Origin of the sequence: Vibrio hannami, from assembly GCF_029589055.1 — a bacterium.
GTDB classification, from domain to species: Bacteria; Pseudomonadota; Gammaproteobacteria; order Enterobacterales; family Vibrionaceae; genus Vibrio; species Vibrio hannami.
Map to the genome: position 1 here is coordinate 935,521 of NZ_JARQZP010000003.1, position 19,131 is coordinate 954,651.

Below are 19,131 nucleotides of genomic sequence, written 5' to 3' on the forward strand. Positions count from 1 at the left end.
AAACCGTGTCTAAAATTATTTTCCCAATAGTAATTTTCATTCTGGCAGGCTTCTTCATCTACCGTACCTGGACCAATCACAAAGCTGCTGATGTAAACTTTGCTGAAGGTCAGGCATTTCTTGAAGAGAACGCTAAGAAAGAAGGTGTTGTAACAACAGAGAGTGGGCTTCAATACCTTGTTCTGAAGGAAGGAACCGGAGAGGTACACCCTGGCACAGCAAGTACAGTTAAAGTTCATTACCACGGAACCCTAATGGACGGTACTGTTTTTGATAGCTCTGTTGAACGAGGTGAACCTATCTCTTTCCCACTTAACAAGGTAATCAAAGGCTGGCAGGAAGGCGTGCAGCTAATGGTTGAAGGGCAGAAGGTTCGTTTATTCATCCCTAGCAACTTAGGCTATGGAAAGAATGGTACAGGTCCGATCCCACCTGGGGCGACACTTATTTTTGATGTGGAGTTACTAGAGATTCTGTAAATCGAATATCTAACATTTCGTATACCCAATACCTAACTGGCTGTAGTTACGACTACAGCCTTTTTTATATCCGGTTTTTGTATTGCTCAGGAGTTTCTCCAGCGTATTTCTTAAACATGGAAATAAACGGACTCGCTCGCTTGTAACCCAGAGTCAGAGCCACCTCTTTCACCGACATTCCTTGCTTCAACAAGGTCATAGAATGCGAGGTATCTGGCTCGAATACGCCACTCGGTGAAACTCATTCCCAGCTCACTTTGACAATAACGAGCCAAAGTACGCTCGGTTGTGTGAACAGTGGTTGCCCAATCCTTCAGCGACATATCGTTTAACGGGTCTTCTTCCAGTTTATCGAGTATCGGTTGCAACATTTTGTGGCTACTGCTGGGTAAAAAGTGTTGCTGTTCTTTACTGATGCTAAGTTGATCCAACAATACATTTGCCAGCCGCTGATCAGGGATTGATTCCGCAACACTTATGTTTCGTCTTCTAAAATCATCAAGGATCGCGGTAACAATAGGGGTAACACTCACAAGACAGGTATGTTCCGGCATCCCCTCTGATCGTTTTCTTTCGATGTTCAGCGAGCAGTAATTCAACTGTTTTCTATTGTAGCTGTAGTGCATCACGCCAGCAGGCACCCATATCGCTAAATGAGGAGGAGCCAAGAAGCGCATACCTTCAGCGTTCAGCTCTAACGTTCCGCCATTGATTATCTGTAGTTGACCCCACGGGTGAGCGTGTAGACGAGTTTCTGTATTCTCCTTAAAAGCATCAAAGTTCATAAAGATCTCTGAAGGCGCTTTTTTCAGATCAAGCCTGGGGTGTAACCTGGCTGCTTTGACCACAATGTTCCTACCTATGAATGTCTGAGTAGGGATATATACCACAATTTCGCCATCACGTTGATGAAAATTGATAAATTTAAGCATTAGTGTGCGCACAGAGATGACGCCGCCCTATTATGGTAGGTATTTTTTTCTATATACTGAAATTATTTCCAAAGTCTTCCGTTCTTATTAATTACAATCGAACAATTACCGGATTAGAACACATGACAAAACCTGTAAAAATTACTCTTTATCGCTGGGCGGGTAGCTGGGGTCCTTTTAAAGTTAAGATTCCTTGTGGTGAATGCACGCTGACCAAGGATATTCTTAAAGATACGTTCGACAATGAATTGAAAGATGTACCAGTAGAATTGGAAGTAAAAGACTGGCTTTCACACTGGTGGGAACCATTGAAGCTTGGTGCCTGGCATGCTCCTATTATCGTCGTCGAAGGTAAGGTAATTAGTCAGGGAGAAGCACTAAATCGAGGCGTGCTTGTTCAGTCAGTAATCAAAGAGTGGACAGAACGAGACACATTAAAAGGTAACATTGTTTTCGGTAAAGCGACTTGCCCTTACTGCGTTAAAGCGAAAGAGGCACTGGATAATGCAGGCATACGATACGATTACTATGATGTAGTTAAAGATAGCGCTGCTTTGTATAGGATGATCCCTGAAGTGAAAGCTATTATAGGCGAAAAAACACCGGTAACTGTCCCACAAATCTGGATGGATGGTAACTATGTCGGGGGCTCAGATAACCTGGAAGCGCTGTTAAAGGAGAAAGGATTAGATAAAGCGCCTGATAATGTATTGAACATTGAAGCCGCCAGCTAGATTTTCTGCTGCCCCAAAAAGTAAAGCCCTGACATCAAAAATCAGGGCTTTTAAATTCTTACTTTGCTAACTTCTTGAAAAACTTCTTCAGGCTAGATGTTTTCTTTTGACGAGCTGGTTTGCCGTACAGCGCCTCATTAACCATGTTCTTCGCAATAAGGTTGCTTACGTATGCTGCACCTAAATCGTTACCCATAATGAACTCCAAATGTAACTTAATTACTTACTAATTGTGATTATAATCACATTAATGGCGCTTGCAAGATCTATATCTCAATTATATGTAATTTTATTACACCTAGATTTAACTAGTCGTGTCCAATAAAAAGTTGGCACTCATATACTCAAGTGACCTCAAGATGGAGGATTCAGGGCTGCACCTAGAGGTTACTTGAGTATAACTCCCAGAAAAGTATATAGTTTGTCTAACGTATGAATTAAATAAGATTGATTTCCATGTCAAAAACTACAGTTTCACTTGTGCTTGGTAGCGGCGGAGCAAGAGGGCTAACCCACATAGGGATTATTCACTGGCTCGAAGAAAACGGCTATGAAATCAAATCTATCTCGGGATGCTCGGCTGGAGCATTAGTCGGAGGTATTTACGCAGCGGGTAAACTGGATGAGTTTGAAGAGTGGGTAACTGCAATCGATAAAGTTGCAATGGCTAGGCTACTCGATATCTCCTGGCAGTCGAGCGGACTATTTAAAGGAGATAAGATTGTCGCCACACTTGTCGATCTTATTGGTAATATTTCAATCGAAGAACTGGATATCCCGTTTACCGCAGTCGCAGCGAATGTAAAAGAAGAAAAAGAAGTTTGGATAAACTCCGGTTCACTATTTGACGCGATTCGGGCTTCGATCTCATTGCCACTATTTTTTACACCATATGAAATCGATGGTGTTCAGCTGATTGATGGCGGAGTTCTGAATCCGGTTCCTATTGCTCCGACCTTTGGTGACAAAACCGACCTCACGCTTGCTGTCAATTTAGGCGGTGATCATATTGTGAAACCGGAAACCTCAGAACCACTGCATCTCCATACCAACCCATCGATGAAGGATCGTATCGGCAGATATATTGAAAAAGTTCAGGACTCGGTAATGGACTCTTTCAATATTAACTTACATGCATTTGATATAGCCGATCAGGCTTTTGATGCGATGCAGAGCACCATTGCAAGGCAGAAACTAGCTGCTTACCCGCCCGACAAGATCATTGATATTCCACAAAATCTTTGTGGCACACTTGAGTTTGATAGAGCTGAAGAGATGATTGCTTACGGATACCAGGCGGCAAAAAAATCTTTCGTCCCCTAATCAGGGCATTTATCTGGGTAATGAGTTTTATAGCGTAGTATTACCCAGGTTTCTATCGCCAGTATCAAAATAAGCATGCTTCGGCCGTGGAATGAGTCCAGCACGAATATCACTGTCGCTCCGATTGACAGGTAGCTAGCAATCAAAATTCGCCATTTTTCCTTGACCGTTAATCCAATGTCATCTCTGATACGCTGGACAACCTCGCCAAAAAAGCGGTTATTTTCAAGCCAACGTAAGAATTTAGGGGAACTGTTGCTAAAACAATACATGGCTAACAAGATGAATGGGACAGTGGGAAGAAGAGGCAGAAATATCCCTAAAAAGCCAAGTCCGGTAGATAAACAACCAACCGAAAATAACACCGTCTTTTTCACTCACTCACCACCCGAAAATGATTTCCATTTCCAGACAATAGCCTAATTGGCTTCGATAGTATACTCAAGTGAGCTTAGATAACGACGATCGGTTATGAGGATTAAACAACCCTCGTTGGTCAAATATGGCTTTAAGCTGCTGTTCTTTGAAAATCTCCTGCTTTGACAACTCTGGATAACTATCTTCTGTTTTTAATTTTCCTATACCATGATTTCCAACAAGGGTGCCGCGCTGAATTCTAACTTTCTGCGCCCAGTGAGCGAGTAGCCTCTTTGCAATACCAAGTTGTCTTTCATCTTCCGGAAACAAATTCACATGCAAATGATTATCTAACACCTGACCATAAATCATTGCTGGCATATGTGTATCTTGCAGGTCTCTAAGGTAATCTTGTAAAACCGAAGAGAAGTTGCCCTCAAACCGAATATCGGTGAACAGCTTGGTTATAGACGGACACTTTTGTTGGTTAAGTGAAACAAGTAAGTTTGCTACTCTTGGTGCGGCATATCGTAATATCCTGAGATTTTGAATCTCTTTATCTTCAGTTGCAGACCATATTCTATCGGAGCCAATACCAAGATCTTGCAAACACTCGATATAAGAACTGGCAAGAGGTTGTATACCTTGAGTCTCTTCGGTATGTAGCTCGATATAAACCGCTCCGCTAATATCGGTGGGTAACTCAGGTAATGGTTCGCAGTGTTCAAGCTGATTCCCAAGCGCTTTGATCGCTTCAATCGCCCTTTGATCCATAAACTCGACGGTAGCGAGCGTGCTCTGCGGAGTATCCGATAGCATCAGCTGACACTTATCGATAAAAGATTCCAGCTGAGACTCTGAGCGCATAAATACCAAAAATCCCATCTTCTTATGAGGCTTACGGATCAGTTTTAACGAAAGCTCCGTAATCACACCATACATCCCTTCCCCACCAAGGATGGCGTTAAGAACATCATTCTGGGTTAATAAAGTTGTGCCTGCAACCTCCGATTGTTGGGTATCCGATATATTGTTTCCAGTACGTGACACCCAGATATCGTTTCCAGATTCACCTACAAACCGCAACCCTTCGATATACTGCGCTGCTCTACCATATTTAAACGACGTTACACCTGATGCATTGGTACTCGCAATACCACCAATCGTTGCAGAGCCTTCCAGCAAATCTACAGGCCAAAAATAATTTTCGATATCAGGATTCGATAGTAGTACTTCCTGGGTCTCTTCGTCTGGACTGTCTAAATCTTTAAAGCCGCTATTTACCATGGTATGAAGATCGTCTAATTTCACACCGGGCTCAACATGAACAAATAGCTCTCCGGCACTATTTTGCCTCAGGCCGAGTATTCGATTCATATTATCCATCGACATAATATGGCTACCCATCGGTACACCTGCACCTGTTAGCCCTGTTCTTGCTCCCTGAACAGTAATGGGCGTATTCGATGCAGATAACCGATGGATAATTTTAGAAAACATCAGATGTAGTCTGGGGAAAGGAGATACTTTCAGCAACCCCTTTCAATTGCGACGCATCAGACAGATACTTTGTATCAGGCACAGGTAGAATCAGTCTATCTTCCTGAGATTTCAGTTCAACATTATGATTGTCAATTGCCATATTCCCATACCCTTATCATTTGCTGGTTTATGGTAAGCAAGATATGAACCAAACCACTATACTTCGGAGCAATTTGCGACGATAACTATGACTAAGTGCTATTGAGTTGAAAGTTATTATAATCAATATGTTGTATATGTGTTGTGATCTGTAGCCATAATGTGTAATTAACAATTGGACAAATTTCAATCATGTGCTAGTGCCGTTTATAGTTACGAAAATATGCCAAAACTACTTATGATCTCAGGCTTAAGCAGGGAAAGGTCATTTCCCTGATATCACATAAATCAAAATTGCGTTAACATATCAATCACTAATTATCAGGCAATCGATATTAGAATTTCTTACCTTATCAGCCGTGTTCAAAACAAGAAGTGAATAAAATGAGTAATCACAAAAGACCTTTGTACATACCTTATGCAGGCCCAGCACTATTAGAAGCTCCACTACTCAACAAAGGAGGCGCATTTACGCAGCAAGAAAGGCAGCTGTTCAATCTGGAAGGGCTACTTCCAGAAGCTATTGAGACCATAGAAGAACAAGCTGAGCGCGCGTATGAACAATACTCTTCTTTCGAATCTGATATGGATAAACACATCTATTTGCGTAACATTCAAGATACAAATGAGACCCTATTTTATCGATTAGTTCAGAATCACATCACTGAAATGATGCCAATTATCTACACCCCAACCGTTGGCGCTGCTTGTGAAAACTTTTCGAAAATCTACCGTCGCGCTCGTGGTCTGATCATCTCTTACCCAAACCGTGAACGCATAGAAGATATGCTGAACAATGCCTCCCGAAACAATGTAAAAGTGATTGTGGTTACTGACGGCGAGAGAATTTTGGGTCTTGGTGATCAGGGAATCGGTGGTATGGGGATCCCAATCGGTAAACTATCCCTATATACGGCATGTGGCGGCATTAGCCCGGCTTACACATTGCCAGTCGTTCTTGATGTTGGTACCAACAACCCACAAAGATTGTCCGACCCAATGTACATGGGGTGGCGTAACCCTCGTATTTCCGACAAGCAATACAATGAGTTCGTAGACGATTTTATTTCAGCGGTGCAAGAGCGCTGGCCAGAAGCTCTTATTCAGTTTGAAGATTTCGCTCAGAAGAACGCAACGCCTCTTTTGCAACGCTACAAAGATGAAGTGTGCTGTTTTAATGACGATATTCAAGGTACGGCAGCGGTAACGGTAGGATCGCTATTGGCGGCATGTAAAGCGTCTGGAACCAAACTTAGCGAGCAGCGCGTCGTATTCCTGGGAGCTGGCTCAGCCGGTTGTGGTATCGCAGAAGCTATCATCGCTCAAATGGTGTCTGAGGGCTCAATCAGCGATAAAAAAGCGCGCTCTCAGGTATTTATGGTTGATCGTTGGGGTGTACTTTCTGACGATATGCCAAACCTTCTCGACTTCCAGCAAAATCTGGTTCAAAAACGTGAAGTGCTTAATGAATGGGAAACCACCTCGACTCAAATTTCGCTATTTGATGTAGTGAAGAACGCTAAACCAACGGTACTGATTGGCGTTTCAGGTGCTCCGGGCCTGTTTACAGAAGAGATCATCAAAGAGATGCACAAACACTGCGAGCAGCCGATTGTTTTCCCTCTATCGAACCCAACCAGCCGAGTTGAAGCTCTGCCTTCAGATATCCTGAACTGGACAAATGGTCAGGCATTAGTGGCAACTGGTAGCCCGTTCAGCCCAGTTGTTATTGGCGACAAAACTTTTGACATCGTTCAGTGTAATAACAGTTACATCTTCCCAGGTATCGGCCTGGGCGTTCTGGCATCTCGCGCGAAGCGGGTAACGGACGAAATGTTGATGGAGTCAAGCAGAGCGCTAGCAGAGTGCTCTCCGTTAGCAATAAATGGTACTGGCCCGCTGTTACCTCCACTTGAAGACATTCAGGAAGTTTCTAAACATATCGCATTTGCTGTGGGTAAAAAAGCAATGGAACAAGGTGTCGCTTCCAAACGAACTGACGAAAGACTCTTAGAGAAGATCGCAGACAACTTCTGGGAAGCCGATTACCGCCAGTATAAACGCAGCGCGGTATAACTCAGACTTGAACCCAGATACCAAAAGCGCCGGAACAGGCGCTTTTCTCTATAAAGGTTTAACGATAAAAAGTCACACCCTCATCCTCAGTCGGTACTTCGAACCAGGACCAGAATAGATCTAACATCTCCGGCGTCATTTCATAGGCGTCTTGGCCACGCTCCCTATTTCTTTTGGTAGCCCTTTCTTTGCAAATATCAAAATCCACATCCAGATAAACCATCTCATACGTCAGGTTATTTTCATTGGCCCATGTCTTAATCTGGATTCTGTCTTGTTTTTTCCAGAAACCGAAATCGAATATTACCGGGACATCCAATTCTAATAGCCTAAGCGCAGAGCCTTTAAACAAATCAGTTAGTGTTTTTTTGCGTTTATCAAAAACTTCCCGATCCATATGCTCACCAAAAAGCGGGATCATCCACTCATCCAGATTAAACCGGAATGCCCCCTGAGCTTTTTCTAGCTGTTTAGAGTAAGTCGTTTTACCCGATCCGATAAAACCACAAACAAAGTATATTTTTGCCATTAATATGAAGCCCCTATGTCCTGAACGTACTAGCGAGGGTTTGCTGTTGTTCTGCCATCAACTCCAGATTTTGCCCTAACATCGCTAACTGATTAGCATTTTTTGCATTCCGTTCTGTCAGCTCATGCAATAGATTTATCGTAGTAGTGACCTCTTTTGCGGCCATCTGATGTTCTGAAGTGGAAGTAACTATCTGGTAACTACCTGATTCAATCTCTTTAAGTGCTTCATGCAACCCGGCCAGAGATCTGTTTACCGAGTCTACGTGAGAAGTATACTGGTTCATATAGGAGTGGCATTCGTTCACTTCTTTAGCAGCGTTGCGTGCGCGGTTTTGAAGGTGTTCTATTTTATCCCTTATTTCCGAGGCCGATTTGGTTGTTTTTGACGCAAGAACCCTAACTTCATCAGCAACAACGGCGAATCCTCGCCCTTGCTCACCGGCTCTTGCTGCTTCAATCGCCGCATTAAGAGCTAGAAGGTTTGTCTGTTCAGAAATGCCAGATATTACTTCCAATATCGACTCGATTTGAGCACTCTCTGTTTCCAGTAGGGAGATCGTATGAGTCGATTGGGACAGCTTCTCCGATAGGCTATGCATCAACAGATGATTTTCTCTGAGCTGCTCCTGACTATTATCAGAATAGTTCACAGCTTCAGTAACCAGGCTTTGCGATTGGCAAGCTGCATTGGATATTTCATTGACCGAATACTCTATTTCTTCCATCGCAGAGGAGATCGTCATCATCTGTGAAGACTGCTGCTCGAACGATGAACTTAAACTATCACTATGCTGGTGATTTTCATTGCAGACAGTGTTCAGTTCACCAGAAGCGTCACTGATCTGATGTATAACTTCCGCAATCTGCTCCACTGTTTGGTTAACTTTATTGGCGATGTTTCCGAACTCATTTTTCCCCTTATAATCAACACGTACCATCAACTCCTTATTGGCAATACGTTCCAGTGCCATATTGATTTTTCTCGCCGGTTCTTTGATAGAACGAGTAATGCCATACCCTACCGAAAATGCCACCAGCATGGATAGGCAGACACCCACAACAATACTATAAAAAGAGTAATTGAGCGCTTCAGACGAAGCTTGTATCAGTACTTCCGAAGAATGCCCCGCCTCATCAGACAATGCTCGTATCAGAGAAAGAGAGTCATCCAATGATAACTGTAATTTATAATAAAGAGTCTGAACGGATTCATAGTGCTGGTACTTTTTGAGGTGAATAGCCAAAGATCCTTGTTCTGAAAACACAAAATGTTCTAACCCAGTGAAACTCTCTTCCAGCTGCTTGTATAATTCAGGCTCTTTACTTTCAAAATCGGAAGAAAGCAGCTTTAGTTCTTCTCGGTTTATATCTAAATTTTTTATCTCTCTTCGAATCTCGCCAAAGTCAACAAGTGATAAAATATTGTTGGCTTTTAATTCAAGAACACTTACCGCGTTATCAAATCGTTCCAATGTAACCACAGAGCCCTTATTGTTCGCTAACCTGGATATGTCATTATGTGTTTTCTTGAAAAATATCGACATATCTTCGTTGCTAAAAGTGCTTAGTTCTTTAGCGTCCAGGTAGAGATATTGAGCCTGAAGTATCTTTTTTAGCGTTGCTAATACCTCCGTTAGCAAAGAATCAAACTTCTCTATATTAGACGATAGAACAGCGTCGCCCACGGTCAATTCTTGTGTTCTGTTGAACTCATCCATAAAAGAATTAACTGCCAGATTAATTTTTTCCTCAATCAGTTCTAACTCGTCAATATATAATGCAAACAGATAGGGAGTTAGATTCCTATTGATATTTAGAAGCTCTCCTTGAATTTCAGAAAAATTTATAAGCAACGGAGTTGATTTATTATTTACCTGATAAATTGATGAGCTAACATTTTTATTTGACTGAAGGTTAAACCAGGATGCGCTTACCATAACGGCGATAATCACAGAAAATCCAAAGTAGATTTTGGAAATAATAGATATAATTTTCATTAAGTAGATACTCGTTCTTTCTTTGTATCTATTTATTCACACCACTATATTGATATCAGTGGTGATAGTCACACCTTGCAACTATGAAACACTCCATGAAACATACAGTTCATTTCATGGATAAAGAACAAAAACAAACACCTTAACACCTTGTTATTTATTAAGTTACAATCGAAAAGCCTCCTCCGATTCATTTTGTTTCATAGCTTAATTTGTTAACTTAGATCTTGATCATAAAACTGTCAGTATGTTTCACTATTTTATCCTCACTACAACCTGATTTTTTTCGTATTTTGAGACGATAGTGTTTGTTGATTAATTATTGTAGAGATAAAATCCAACATTATAAAAATAGGATTTCCTATGCGAAAGAAAAAAACACCCCAACCGTCTACGACGTTGCTAAGCTTGCTGGTGTTTCACCTGCTACTGTTTCAAGATTTTTAAATAGAACAACTTATGTATCGGATGAAAAAAGTCAAAAAATAGAAGACGCAATCAATCAACTCGATTACAAACCTGTTTTTAAACCAGCAGAAAGTAATCGTCGCTCCATGACCATAGGCGCTCTGGTGCAGCATCCGGATAGCCCATTTACCAGCCAGATTCTTAACGATATGGAGAAGGTTCTTATTTCACAGGGCTATCAACTGTCTATCGCCTCTGGGCATTGGGATAAAAAACTAGAAACTCATGCCCTGAATTACCTGACCCAACAGAACGTAGATGGCCTGATTATCGTCACTGGCAACTTAACGAATAACCAGATTATTGATGCGGCAAAAGACACTCCAGTTATTGCGGTTGGCTACGATATTAAAAACAACCAGGTAAGATGCGTGAATATTGACAATGAGCTTGCCGGTTATATCGCTACCTTGCATTTGCTTCAGTTAGGACACGTTAATATTGGTCATATTAAGGGACATGCTAATCAACCTGACGCCTACCAAAGGTTTGAAGGTTATAAAAGAGCAATGAAAGAAGCAGGTATTCAGCCAAATAGACGACTCATTAAGAACGGTGACTTTAGTTCAGCAAAAGCATATAAATTAACCACTGAGCTTTTAAATGATCCAAAAGCCAAAGTTACCGCTATCTTTGCGGCAAACGATTTAAGTGCATACGGTGTAATAAAGGCGATACACGATCATGGACTTAAGGTTCCAGACGATATATCGGTCATTGGTTTTGATGATCTTCCTACCTCTCAGTATTTCACTCCAGGATTAACCACGCTTCGCCAACCAATAGAAGAAATTGGAACTGTAGCGGCTCACTCCATACTCAACTTTTTAAGCGGTGAAAGGCACGATGACAAGCTTCCTCCTATTGATTTAATAGTCCGGGAATCTACTAAATCGCTACATGAATAAAAAATCCCCTGATAATTCTATCAGGGGATTTTTTATTCCGAAGTCATGACTACCTACAGCGCTTCATTCAGGTAAGCAAAGATCATCCCCGGCCTGAAATAACGGCCTGCTGTATATTTAAGACCGGTATTTTTAAGCCAAAGATGGAGCTCATCGAGATAACTTTGTTCTACATAGCTTCCGGCTATATCAGCAAACTCTGCTGTACTTTCACAAATATCCGGATTAACTCTGCCATCTACCAATAGGCATCCTGAAGCGATTAAGTTTTCAAACCAATTAGTTGCAACATCCGCTTCGATGTCAAACTGATTCATCAACTCACCTGTTGTCACCTGAACAGAGCAGTTGAAGCCTTCTGGTGCTGCAAAAGGTATCTTCGCCTGATGATATAAAGCATCGTAGACCGTATCCAACACATCAATCGCCTGTACATTTTTGCCAGCTAAACGCAGCGCAGTTGCCACACTAAACTGCACACCAATCCAGACATCCTGAGCCTGAAAAGCGTCATGTGGCATCCCATCTGACAAGGTCATATTGGCAATACCAAGTTTGGGGCTGTTTCTCTTAAAGTTAGTTTGATAGATGTATTCCAGAGAACGCTCTACCTTGCCACTTTCAAATAAGTCACCCAAACCCAGAAGCTTCGTCATAACTGTCGGCGAGCATTGCATCCCCGAAACTGTTGTCAGAGTCCAGTTCCAGTATTTTTGAAACTCATCCGTAAAGGCTTGAGGGGCAACATCAGCCAAGAGCCGTTTTGCAGCAAACCGAGACTTCAGCTTACTACCGCCCCCACAGTAGTGAGCATTATCAAGATATTCGTTAAGAATTTCTTTGTCTCGACACTTATCGCCTGTCAACGTTAACCCTAATGTCTCAAGATCCTGAAAGCTCTCTCCCGTTAAATGGACTGACTGGATCGGTGTGACAAAGAAATGGAAATAACCATTTTTCTCATCCCAAAGGCCACGCTCTACAAGCGCTAACGACTTTTGTCCCTGACTGATGTACGCCTCAGCCAACTCGGTTTTACCCACTAACTTGGCAAGTTCAGAAGCGGCATTTAGCCCAGCAGCCCATAAGCTTGCACAATAGATAGAAATTCCATGTGAAGACAAGTTGTCGAAGGTGTCATCGGTACCTCTTGTCAGTGGCAACTCATCACCTTCGACAATGAGATTTTTGAGGTAATCGATACTTTCTTCGACGGCTTGCCAGCAGTTTTCAACAACCTTGATGTTCCCGGTCATCTTGTAATGTCTGTACACCATTAAAATGTACTTAGGAGCCAAATCTTTCCACTCTTTAACATTGTGCCAGGTGTAAGCATCCGGCTTAATATCAAACGGGCTGCCAAGATCATGTATCACAGCCCCTCGAATACCACGGATTCCTTCATATTTCTTATCGCACAACTCCGCAAATGGCTTATCCTCATACTCCCAGAAGCGACGCTTTGTTAAGTCTTCGTGCCAGAATGGCTTGCGAGAAGTCTCGCATAACGCATCCATCGAGCTCTGGTAGCAGATAAAGTAACGAAAAAGACCCATAAAAATAAACATCAAGGGAGTTGAAAAATGGATAGTCCACACACTCTTTTACGAGGAACTTATCGTTGATGTCCCATACGCTAGACTCCGCCATGAACGACAGGCTATTCATCGCCATGGTCGCAAATCTAGAGGATGAGCTCTCGTCACCAATAGCTTCCACCGATTTTGAAAGGTAGCTTTGTTGCTCAGCAACTATCCCAGTTTCAATATCTTCAACCTGTGGTAACACATCTTCGAGTATCGTGCAGGCTCTCTCTACCGCCGGATAAAACTGCGTGTAAGCCTTTTGGCTTGTCCAGTCTTCAAGTTCGATTTTGCTATGATCCATAACTTGAGCAAAGCGTACAGATACGGCCTCGTTCGGCTCAAGCTCTACGCAAACAGTGACCAAAGAAGCTAACGCTTCCCGTCCACTGTATATACCTTTGTCAAAGCGATGACTTACACGGCCAGTGTTCAAGGCTTTGAGTATGGATTTTTGCTCATCAACACAGTAAACCGATGGCTTCGCAGACGACACCGCCTTATGTTGATTTAGCAGATCGAGCGAGACATCGACACCAAACAGTACTTCACCTTCAATATCCGATGCGTAATTTGAATCTGTTGTTTGTAGAACGCCTCTAAAGAGCCTGTCGTCCATGGAATACTCATGCAAACCATGTAGTTGTTTGACTGGGTTTTGAGTTAGCGTACATGCAGAGTCTTGTACACCCGGACGCTGTTTTTTATAGGTCGACCCAATAAGGTTTCTCAGTGACTGAACCAATGTCACCACTTTTTTCTGATTAGTATTGTTTGTCAGCTCAAACTCATTCCAGTGCATCGGCAACGAACAGAGCTTTTTATTACCCCGCAGCACAGGCGAAACTACCTTGCGGATAATAGTCACTTCCTCGAATGCTCTATAAGTAAATTCAGCGAAAGGATACAGAGCTTTAAACTCAATACAATCTGCTGAAACTGCCTGAATATCATCCGCTTGATATGACGCTGTTAGAGCATATCTTTTTGCAGACTCATTAGTTAGTAAGCCATCAAAAAAGTCTATCGCAACCAATAACTGAGTACTCGATGAGGCAGGGTTATCTTTAATCTCTGCCAGCGTTTTTGCTGTAAATTCGATGTTCCAACGTTCAAACCGTTCTGCGTTTTCTGTGTAAAACAGACCAGATTTTAAAGCATCGCGGATCTTGGTCAGCGCCTCTTCTGTACTATCGGCCGAAAGCTCCTGCCCCAAAAACGTTGCAGGATAAAAACGCAAGAACTGAGTTAACTCTTCAAAATCTGGAATCCCCAACACATCAGTACTTAACTCATCTGACACTGAAGCATAAAAGTCGTTAAAATTTACACCTTCTTCACTGTTATCAATAAAGATTCCCGGAATAAATGCAAAGCTAGGCGTATCACCTAGCGGTGTCAGGGTAAACGTATTACCAATGCCGCCTACAGCAATCCCAGTATTTTCAGGTGTGGTAGAGATCGGTGTATACCAGGGTTGAATGAACTCAACTGCATTGCCCGGTTTACATAACTGCTCAGCGTTACCACTAAAGCTTGTATAAGGTATGCTATTTTTCATAATTCAATTCCAGCTAAGAAGGGCTTACAGCCCCTCTTCTCCCATAACCACTTCAATCTGATGTTCACCTGAGCTAAATACTGGTGCTTTATTGCCTGCAATTAGCTCTCCATCTACCTTCATCTGATAGATACCCTTTGACACGCCATGCGGGTTCTTAACATTGATATGATAAGTCGCGCCACGGAACTTACGTGTTACCTTAAATTCAGGCCAGCTTTGAGGTATACAAGGATCGACAGTTAAGCCATCCAACTCCGGACGGACACCTAGTATCCACTGTGTACCTGCTACATAAGTCCAGGATGAAGTGCCTGACAGCCATGCATTTCGCCCAAGCCCAAACTGAGGATGCTCATCACCAAGTATATTCTGAGGATAACAATATGGTTCTGACTCGAAGATGTCTAAACTCTCATTTTTTGAAGCCGGATTAATTTGACGATAGTACTCGTATGCCCTGTCACCATTACCTACTTTGGTTTCTGCGATTATCACCCAAGGGTTAGAGTGTAAGAAGATACCACCATTCTCTTTCGCACCTGGAGGGTAAGTTGAAACGCCACCCAAACGAGGCTCGAATCCATTGTAACCTGGTGTCGATAACTTGATGCCGTTTTCTGTATTTAGCTTGCTGTTTACCGACTCAAGCGCAGCCGCTGCACGCTCTTCAGTTGCAAACCCAGATATGACAGGCCAGCTCTGACCGTTAGTATAGATTTGGCCTTGTTCATTGGTATGAGAACCAATTGGTTCACCTTTTTCATCGAAATAGCGAACATACCACTCCCCGTCCCAGCCATGGTTATTCACAACACTCTGCATGTGTCGGTATTGCGCCTGAAACTCTTCATTGAGCTGAACTTCATCTCTGGCTTTGCACAGCTCAATCATATCCAGCAGAGCCTTACCATACATGTTGGCCACCATCATAGACTCAGCACCAGTTGGCAGGTTCACTGTATCATTCCAGTCAGCAAAACCTAGTAGTGGCAGACCATGCTCACCGGTATTGGTGCGAGTAAACTCTATTGCACGGCATAGATGATCCCAGATGGTTCCTTTATCAATCGGTTCTCCCTGTGCGTTTTTCTCGTAAAAAGGAATCACTTTGTTCAGGAACTCAATATCACCCGTTTCTTTCACGTACTGAGTAACCGCATAGATAATCCACAGATGATCATCGCCGTAATAATCCGGACGATCTTCCTCCTCACGCGAGTCACCTTCGTTTGCTTCCATTGTTGAAGGGAAGAACTGATGCATCGCTGAACCATTGCCTTTTTGTACTGACAACAAACGTTCGATAAATTCTCGTGCCTCTTCAGGCATATGTGAAATCACGCCCAAAGTATCCTGAGATGAATCCCTGAAACCAATGCCTCGCGCTCCATAGCCCAGCTGATACAGTGACAGGTACCGCGACCAGTTCTTAGTCGTGTGACACTGTCGAGGGTTGTGAACATTGAGCATAGAGTTCATCGAGTCATCCGGCGTTTCAACCTGCATTGTGGACAGGTAATCGTCCCAGTTCACTGAAAGCTCGGTAAATGCCTTATCAACCGCCTCATGATTACGATATTTTTCCATTAACGGACGCGCGCTATCCAGACTTTCCATCTGAGTCAGTTGCACAACTGTACGCTCTGTTGCGCCTTTATCCATCCAACCAAGACGAAGGTTAAGCGCACCGATGTTGTCGCCACGTAAGCACTCGGTGTTACCCAATTCATCCTCTTGAAGCGCCATTGGCGCAGCCCAGCTACCATAACCACTCAGACCAAGAAACTGCTGGCGGTCGCCATCAAAGGATGTCGCGGCTCTATCCGCCGTCATTAGGTTTACCGCTATATCACGCTTCATAAAGGCGTATTGTTCCAGTACAAGATGACCAGATTGTTCTTCGTGCGCTTTAAGCGTCATTGTTTGTGGCACCCAGTCAGCATTTAACAACTGTTTCAAAGCATCAAAGTGGGTAAACTCGTAAACAGGAACAACATCAACGTGCAGCTCTTCGTCTGAAATATTGGTAACCCTGATATCCTGTAGCAATACTTCATCGTCTTTCGGAACAAAGAACGTCACTTCACAACGAACACCAAATGCCTCAGATACAATTCTGGTGTATGAAAGCCCAGTGTGGTTTTCAAATTTGTCTAACGGTTTTAGAGTCGGTGTATAGAACGGCGAAAAGATTTCCGTTTCACCCTTTTTGTTACGTACCTTCAGATAAACCGTAGAACCTTTAAAATCAGAGTTTGGCATCTGAGCAATATACTTAGTAATGCGGTTTAAAGCTGGGTCGCCCTTGCACAAAAGTACTCCACCATTACTATCTACCAGGCCACCAAAGCCAAGCGTTCCTACGTAGTTACACCATTTGATCGGTGTAATCGGTGTCGTTGCTACGTACTCTTTGTTTTGATCGTCAAAATATCCAAATTTCATTGTAATTCCTTGAAAATTCACTTAAACCGCAAGAGACTTTTCGCTCATCGCATCAAACAGGTGGATCTCATCCATATCCAGGTAGAGAGTTATAGTGTCGGTATCAACTTCCGCAGCCTGGGTTTCAACCATAAGTTGCTGCCCCGCAATTTCTGTTTTCAGAAGAATACTTGCCCCCAACAGCTCCTTATCAAGAATCTTCACCGTTACCGGGAACACACGATCGTGATCAATTTGTTCCGCTCGAAGATGAATATCGGTTGGACGAACACCCAGGTTAAGAGCAAGATTTTGAGAAGCATGTGCTTTGAATCGTTCTGGAAGTGCAACAGTAATATCACCCAGCTGGATAAACCATTCATCACCAGAAGCAATCAGCTTGCTATCGAGCATGTTCATTGATGGGTTGCCAATAAACTGAGCCACAAATTTGTTCGCTGGTCGTTTAAACACTTCGGTTGGTGTACCTACTTGCTCAACGTAGCCATCTTTCAAGATCACAATGCGATCGGCCAGCGTCATCGCTTCGATTTGGTCATGAGTTACATAGATAGTCGTCGTTTTTAATTCACGATGTAGCTGCTTAATCTCTTCACGCATGGTGCCACGCAACTTAGCATCAAGGTTTGAAAGAGGCTCATCAAACAGAAATACCTTAGGCGTGCGAACCATTGCTCGACCCATCGCAACCCGCTGTCTTTGACCACCTGAAAGCTCTTTCGGTTTACGGTCAAGCAGTGGACCCAACTCTAGCATTTGAGCCGCTTTACGAACTTCTTCATCTATCTGAGCTTTTGGCATTCCTTTCAGTTTCAGTGCGAAGGCAATGTTTTCATAAACCGTCATATGCGGATAAAGCGCATAACTCTGGAACACCATTGCCAAATCGCGGTCTTTAGCATCAATCTTGTTCATGCGCTTGTCGCCAACATAGATATCACCTGCAGAAATATCTTCAAGCCCAGCTAGCATGCGTAATGTGGTAGATTTACCGCAGCCGGATGGGCCAAGAAATACTACGAACTCACCATCATCGACGGTAAAGTCGAAATGCTTTACGACTTCAACGTCACCATACGACTTCTTAATATTTTTAAACTCAACTTTTGCCATTTTTTGTCTCCCCGGTACAGAAGCGACACGTTTACACTTTTTCTGCACCGATTAAATTAATTCTGTTTTAACTGGCATTAATGCCAATTGTTTTTGCTCCCAAATTGAGCATTAACCTTTAACTGCACCGGATGTTAGTCCGCTAATCATCTGTCTTGACGAGAATATATAAGCGGTAACCAACGGTAGAATCGAAATTGTCGTTCCTAACATCACAGCGCCCCAAGGCGTGTTTGGAATACCCTGAACACTTCTCAGAGCCTGCGTGATCACATAATTTTCCGGCGAAGTCAGAACCACAAGTGGTTGCATAAAGCAGTTCCAGAAGAAGACAAACTGTACGATAGCCAAGGTCGCTAATGCTGGTTTCATCAACGGAAGCACAACACTCCAATAAGTTCTCAGTTCACCCGCGCCATCCAGTTTGGCCGCTTCCAGCAACTCTTTCGGTACTGACGCCACAACATGCTGTCGCATCAGGAATATACCGAAAGGTGTTGTGGTAAACGGAAGCCAAACAGCCATATGGTTATCAAGAAGCCCCAGGAACTTAACAATCATGAAGTATGGAATCAGGCTTAGAACTGGCGGAATCATCATCGAACCAACCAGCATTCCGAACAGAATGTTTTTGCCTCTGAACTTAAATACAGCAAATGCGTAACCACCCATGCTGCAGAAAAGCAAAGAGATCGTCGTACCCAAAAATGCCACATAGATACTGTTAAACATCGCCTGCCAGAAAGGCATTATCTGCAGTAGCTTTTCATAGTTCATGGCAAGGCTATCGCCGATTGCCAGGCTGAGTCCCATACCGAAAATTTCTGAGCGATCACGAGTTGATAGCAGTGCCGACCACAAGAACGGAAATACTGTCAGTAGTGCCGAGACAATCAATACCGAAGCTAAAGCCACCAGCAGGATCTTGGTGATAAGCTCAGACACATCCGGACTCAGTTTCATTACTTTTGCGTTCATCG

At 43.0% G+C, this 19,131-nt stretch carries 16 protein-coding genes and 1 pseudogene; 5 read left to right on the plus strand and 12 right to left on the minus strand.

What is annotated here, in order from left to right; genetic code table 11:
- Nucleotides 1-5 precede the first annotated feature (5 nt).
- Entirely contained in the window at nucleotides 6-479 is a 474-nt protein-coding gene (locus tag P7F88_RS05975) for a BamJ family beta-barrel-assembly machinery protein (protein ID WP_277822798.1), read from the plus strand.
- A gap of 64 nt (nucleotides 480-543) precedes the next feature.
- Here P7F88_RS05975 and P7F88_RS05980 read toward each other — a convergent pair.
- Nucleotides 544-1,327 (minus strand): annotated as a pseudogene (locus P7F88_RS05980) (AraC family transcriptional regulator).
- A gap of 206 nt (nucleotides 1,328-1,533) precedes the next feature.
- Between P7F88_RS05980 and P7F88_RS05985 the strand changes: the two are divergent.
- Nucleotides 1,534-2,145 (plus strand): glutaredoxin, encoded by a 612-nt coding sequence (locus P7F88_RS05985; protein WP_277822800.1) that lies wholly within the window; start codon nucleotides 1,534-1,536, stop codon nucleotides 2,143-2,145.
- Nucleotides 2,146-2,203: 58 nt separating this feature from the next.
- Here the strand turns inward: P7F88_RS05985 and P7F88_RS05990 are convergent, their stop codons facing one another.
- A complete protein-coding gene (locus P7F88_RS05990; protein WP_277822802.1) occupies nucleotides 2,204-2,341 on the minus strand; it encodes a hypothetical protein in 138 nt (45 codons plus the stop codon).
- A gap of 260 nt (nucleotides 2,342-2,601) precedes the next feature.
- On the opposite strand from P7F88_RS05990, the gene P7F88_RS05995 reads away from it, so the two are divergent.
- Nucleotides 2,602-3,468, plus strand: coding sequence for a patatin-like phospholipase family protein (locus P7F88_RS05995; protein ID WP_277822804.1), 867 nt, complete (start codon nucleotides 2,602-2,604; stop codon nucleotides 3,466-3,468).
- On the opposite strand, the gene P7F88_RS06000 is transcribed toward P7F88_RS05995, so the two are convergent.
- From P7F88_RS06000 to P7F88_RS06010, 3 genes are all read right to left on the minus strand, one after another.
- Nucleotides 3,465-3,845, minus strand: coding sequence for a YbaN family protein (locus tag P7F88_RS06000; RefSeq protein WP_277822806.1), 381 nt, complete (start codon nucleotides 3,843-3,845; stop codon nucleotides 3,465-3,467). The two genes, P7F88_RS05995 and P7F88_RS06000, sit on opposite strands and share 4 nt — an antisense overlap.
- A 64-nt stretch (nucleotides 3,846-3,909) precedes the next feature.
- The gene (locus P7F88_RS06005) at nucleotides 3,910-5,325 is read right to left on the minus strand and encodes an FAD-binding oxidoreductase (protein ID WP_277822808.1); all 1,416 of its coding nucleotides are present in this window, start codon (nucleotides 5,323-5,325) and stop codon (nucleotides 3,910-3,912) included.
- The gene (locus P7F88_RS06010) at nucleotides 5,315-5,467 is read right to left on the minus strand and encodes a hypothetical protein (RefSeq protein ID WP_277822810.1); all 153 of its coding nucleotides are present in this window, start codon (nucleotides 5,465-5,467) and stop codon (nucleotides 5,315-5,317) included. Before P7F88_RS06010 ends, P7F88_RS06005 begins: the two co-directional genes overlap by 11 nt.
- A gap of 383 nt (nucleotides 5,468-5,850) precedes the next feature.
- On the opposite strand from P7F88_RS06010, the gene P7F88_RS06015 reads away from it, so the two are divergent.
- Nucleotides 5,851-7,542: an NAD-dependent malic enzyme gene (locus P7F88_RS06015; RefSeq protein WP_277822812.1), complete on the plus strand. Its 1,692-nt coding sequence runs from the start codon at nucleotides 5,851-5,853 to the stop codon at nucleotides 7,540-7,542.
- A gap of 58 nt (nucleotides 7,543-7,600) precedes the next feature.
- On the opposite strand, the gene P7F88_RS06020 is transcribed toward P7F88_RS06015, so the two are convergent.
- Together P7F88_RS06020 and P7F88_RS06025 are read right to left on the minus strand one after the other, a co-directional pair.
- Entirely contained in the window at nucleotides 7,601-8,071 is a 471-nt protein-coding gene (locus P7F88_RS06020; RefSeq protein WP_277822814.1) for a P-loop nucleotide/nucleoside kinase family protein, read from the minus strand.
- Between the two features lie 13 nt (nucleotides 8,072-8,084).
- Complete coding sequence (locus tag P7F88_RS06025; protein ID WP_277822816.1) at nucleotides 8,085-10,070, minus strand: methyl-accepting chemotaxis protein; 1,986 nt, start codon at nucleotides 10,068-10,070, stop codon at nucleotides 8,085-8,087.
- A gap of 356 nt (nucleotides 10,071-10,426) precedes the next feature.
- On the opposite strand from P7F88_RS06025, the gene P7F88_RS06030 reads away from it, so the two are divergent.
- Nucleotides 10,427-11,446 carry a LacI family DNA-binding transcriptional regulator gene (locus tag P7F88_RS06030; protein WP_277824562.1) on the plus strand — a complete coding sequence of 340 codons (1,020 nt, stop codon included), beginning with the start codon at nucleotides 10,427-10,429 and terminating at the stop codon, nucleotides 11,444-11,446.
- Nucleotides 11,447-11,499: 53 nt separating this feature from the next.
- Here P7F88_RS06030 and P7F88_RS06035 read toward each other — a convergent pair whose 3' ends face one another.
- The 5 genes from P7F88_RS06035 to P7F88_RS06055 all read right to left on the minus strand — a co-directional run bounded on the left by P7F88_RS06035 (nucleotide 11,500) and on the right by P7F88_RS06055 (nucleotide 19,129).
- Complete coding sequence (locus P7F88_RS06035) at nucleotides 11,500-12,963, minus strand: GH116 family glycosyl hydrolase (RefSeq protein WP_277822818.1); 1,464 nt, start codon at nucleotides 12,961-12,963, stop codon at nucleotides 11,500-11,502.
- Nucleotides 12,887-14,590 (minus strand): GH116 family glycosyl-hydrolase, encoded by a 1,704-nt coding sequence (locus P7F88_RS06040; protein ID WP_277822820.1) that lies wholly within the window; start codon nucleotides 14,588-14,590, stop codon nucleotides 12,887-12,889. Before P7F88_RS06040 ends, P7F88_RS06035 begins: the two co-directional genes overlap by 77 nt.
- A gap of 24 nt (nucleotides 14,591-14,614) precedes the next feature.
- Entirely contained in the window at nucleotides 14,615-17,038 is a 2,424-nt protein-coding gene (locus P7F88_RS06045; RefSeq protein WP_277822822.1) for a glycoside hydrolase family 94 protein, read from the minus strand.
- A gap of 21 nt (nucleotides 17,039-17,059) precedes the next feature.
- Nucleotides 17,060-18,151 (minus strand): ABC transporter ATP-binding protein, encoded by a 1,092-nt coding sequence (locus P7F88_RS06050; protein ID WP_277822824.1) that lies wholly within the window; start codon nucleotides 18,149-18,151, stop codon nucleotides 17,060-17,062.
- Between the two features lie 111 nt (nucleotides 18,152-18,262).
- Nucleotides 18,263-19,129: a carbohydrate ABC transporter permease gene (locus tag P7F88_RS06055; protein WP_277822826.1), complete on the minus strand. Its 867-nt coding sequence runs from the start codon at nucleotides 19,127-19,129 to the stop codon at nucleotides 18,263-18,265.
- Between the last annotated feature and the right edge of the window lie 2 nt (nucleotides 19,130-19,131).